The organism is Pseudomonas edaphica (assembly GCF_005863185.1).
GTDB classification, from domain to species: domain Bacteria; phylum Pseudomonadota; class Gammaproteobacteria; order Pseudomonadales; family Pseudomonadaceae; genus Aquipseudomonas; species Aquipseudomonas edaphica.
On record NZ_VBVZ01000727.1, the window covers coordinates 1 to 2,839 of the forward strand.

General features: G+C 62.2%; 3 protein-coding genes. 2 read left to right on the plus strand and 1 reads right to left on the minus strand.

Features of this window, described 5'->3' with window-relative positions; all coding sequences use genetic code 11:
- Both FEM54_RS29600 and FEM54_RS29605 read left to right on the plus strand, forming a co-directional pair.
- On the plus strand, window positions 1-827 hold an 827-nt coding region (locus tag FEM54_RS29600; RefSeq protein WP_138453959.1), incomplete at its 5' end, for a hydroxymethylglutaryl-CoA lyase.
- Between the two features lie 59 nt (window positions 828-886).
- Window positions 887-2,218, plus strand: a complete 1,332-nt coding sequence (locus FEM54_RS29605; protein ID WP_017137283.1) for an MFS transporter — start codon at window positions 887-889, stop codon at window positions 2,216-2,218.
- Here the strand turns inward: FEM54_RS29605 and FEM54_RS29610 are convergent, their stop codons facing one another.
- Window positions 2,219-2,707 carry a DMT family transporter gene (locus FEM54_RS29610; RefSeq protein WP_138453960.1) on the minus strand — a complete coding sequence of 163 codons (489 nt, stop codon included), beginning with the start codon at window positions 2,705-2,707 and terminating at the stop codon, window positions 2,219-2,221.
- Window positions 2,708-2,839: the final 132 nt, after the last annotated feature.

A 2,839-nucleotide genomic window follows, 5' to 3' on the forward strand; every position in this document is an offset into this window, starting at 1 on the left:
TCGTGCAGGCCGGTTTTTCGCGAATCGAGGCGGGCTCGTTCGTGTCGCCCAAGGCCATTCCCGCGTTGCGTGATGGCGAGCAGGTGTTCCAGGGCATTGAGCGCCGGGCCGGTGTGATTTATGTGGCGCTGATCCCCAACCTCAAGGGCGCCCAGCGCGCCATCGAGTCGCGCGCCGATGAGCTGAACCTGGTGATGTCCGCCAGCCAGACCCACAACCTGGCGAATATGCGCATGCGTTGCGAGGCATCGTTGGCGGCGTTTGGCGATATCGTCAGCTTTGCCGCCGACCACCCGGTGCGGCTCAACGGCAGCATTGCCACCACCTTTGGCTGCCCGTTCGAAGGCAAGATCGATGAAGACCGCGTGCTGCAAATAGCCGACGCCTATCGCGAGTTGGGCATTCAGGGCATCACGTTGGCCGACACCACCGGCATGGCCAATCCGCGACAGGTCGAACGTTTGGTCAAGCGCGTGCTGCAACAGGTGCCGGCCAGCGATCTGACCCTGCATTTTCACAATACCCGTGGCCTGGGTTTGTGCAATGTGCTGGCCGCTTACGAGGCTGGAGCCCGCCGGTTTGACGCGGCATTGGGTGGCCTCGGCGGTTGCCCGTTTGCGCCGGGCGCGTCGGGCAATATCTGCACCGAAGATTTGGTCAACCTCTGCGAAGAGGTCGGCATTCACACCGGCATCGACCTGCCGCACCTGTTGCAAATGTCCCGTCGCTTGCCGGCCTTGCTTGGGCATGAACTGCCTGGCCAAGTGGCCACGGCCGGGCGCAATGGCGACCTGCACCCGCCACCGGCTTACATCGCCACGCTGTAACGCGCTACCAGACAACAAAAACAATCGGGCGCCTGCGAGCAGCCCGCTGGAGAGAAACCATGAGCACTAATACGTTAGAGGCCGGCGTGCGCCCGGCCGCTGAAATCGATGCCGAAAAAGCCCTGGTCAGTAAGGTCGCCTGGCGCCTGATGCCGCTGATCATGGTGTGCTACCTGTTCGCGTTTTTTGACCGCATCAACATCAGCTTCGCCAAGTTCCAGCTGCAAACCGACCTGAGCCTGAGCGACACCGCCTATGGCCTGGGCGCCGGCTTGTTTGTGGTGGGTTATGTGCTGTTCGAAGTGCCGAGCAACATGATGCTCTACAAGGTCGGTGCCCGCCGTTGGATCGCGCGCATCATGATGTCGTGGGGCCTGGCCACGGCGGCCATGGTGTTTGTCACCGCCGAATGGCAGTTCTATGGCCTGCGCTTCATCATCGGCGCAATGGAGGCGGGCTTTGCGCCTGGCGTGCTGTATTACCTGACGCTATGGTTCCCGCAGCACTTTCGTGGGCGCATCACCTCGATGCTGTTCCTGGCCTCGGCCTTCGCCGGTTTAGTCGGCGCGCCATTTTCCGGCCTGGTGCTGGAACACCTCGACGGCGTACTGCAAATGCGCGGCTGGCACTGGCTGTTCCTGCTCGGCGGCTTGCCCTGCATCGGCCTGGGTTTTCTGGTGCTGACCTTGCTCAAGGACCGCATTGAAGACGCGCATTGGCTGACGCCTGCCGAGAAAACCCTGCTGTCGAGTCGCATCGCCAAGCATGAGCCGAACGCGCACGGTGGCTCGTTGCTCTCGGCGATCCGCATTCCAGGGTTTTTGATGCTTGGGTTTATCTACTTTCTGATCCAGGTGGCGTCTTACGGCCTCAACTTCTGGGCGCCACAGTTGATCCGCAGTGCCGGCACCCAGAGCCCGGTGATGATCGGCCTGCTCACCGCCATTCCCTATGTGTGCGGGGCGATCAGCATGGTGGTGATCGGGCGGCTGTCGGACGCCACCGGTGAACGCCGCAAGTTTGTCTGCGGCCTGGTAGTACTGGGCGCCATTGGCTTCTTCTGCGCCGGGATCTTTGCCGACCACACCACCTTTCTGATCATCGCCCTGGGCCTGCTGGGCGCGGGCATTATTGCCTCGATCCCCACCTTCTGGACCCTGCCGCCCAAATTGCTGGCTGGCGCCGGTGCGGGTGCGGCCGGTGGCATTGCGGTGATCAACACCCTCGGGCAGTTCGGCGGTATTGTCAGCCCGGTGATGGTGGGGCGCATCAAGGACCTCACCGGTAGCACCACGCCGGCGCTGTATGTGATCGGCGTGTGTGCGCTGTTGGCGGCGGCGCTGCTGTTGTGGGGCTTGCCACAAAAACTGCGCACGCTCGACAAGGGCTGATCAGCCTGCCGTGGCAAGGGCGCGGGCCGGTGTGGCGCTGAACTGAATCAACACCACCCCGCCAATCAACAACAACGCCCCCAGCACGCGGGGCGTTGTCAGTTGGCGTTCCATCAGGCCGAACAGGCCAAAGTGATCGAGCAGCAGCGAAGCGAGAATCTGCCCGGCCATGGCCAGCGCAATAAACCCTGACGCGCCGAGCTTGGGCAGCAACATCAGCGCCAGCGAAATAAAGCACACGCCAAACGCGCCTCCGGCCCATATCCACAGCGGCGCCTTGGTGATAAAGGCCAGGCTCGGCAAGGGCAGGCGCAGCGCGATGATGACCGGCAGCAACACAATAATGCTCACCAGCAGTGACGCCAGCGTGGCCCACAACGGGTGCCCCAGCCCACGCCCGAGGCTTGCGTTGATCGCACTTTGAAACGGCACTACCGCGCCGGCGATCACCGCCAGTGCCAACAGACCAGCCCAATGCAACGTCGTCATCTCAGTTCTCCCAGAGGTTTTGCTGGACTCTAGGCTATTCGTCGCGCAAATTTAAATTCCAAGTTCTTATGCTGAGCATGCAGCTGATGAATGACCTGCGTCGCATCGACCTCAACCTGCTGGTGATCCTCG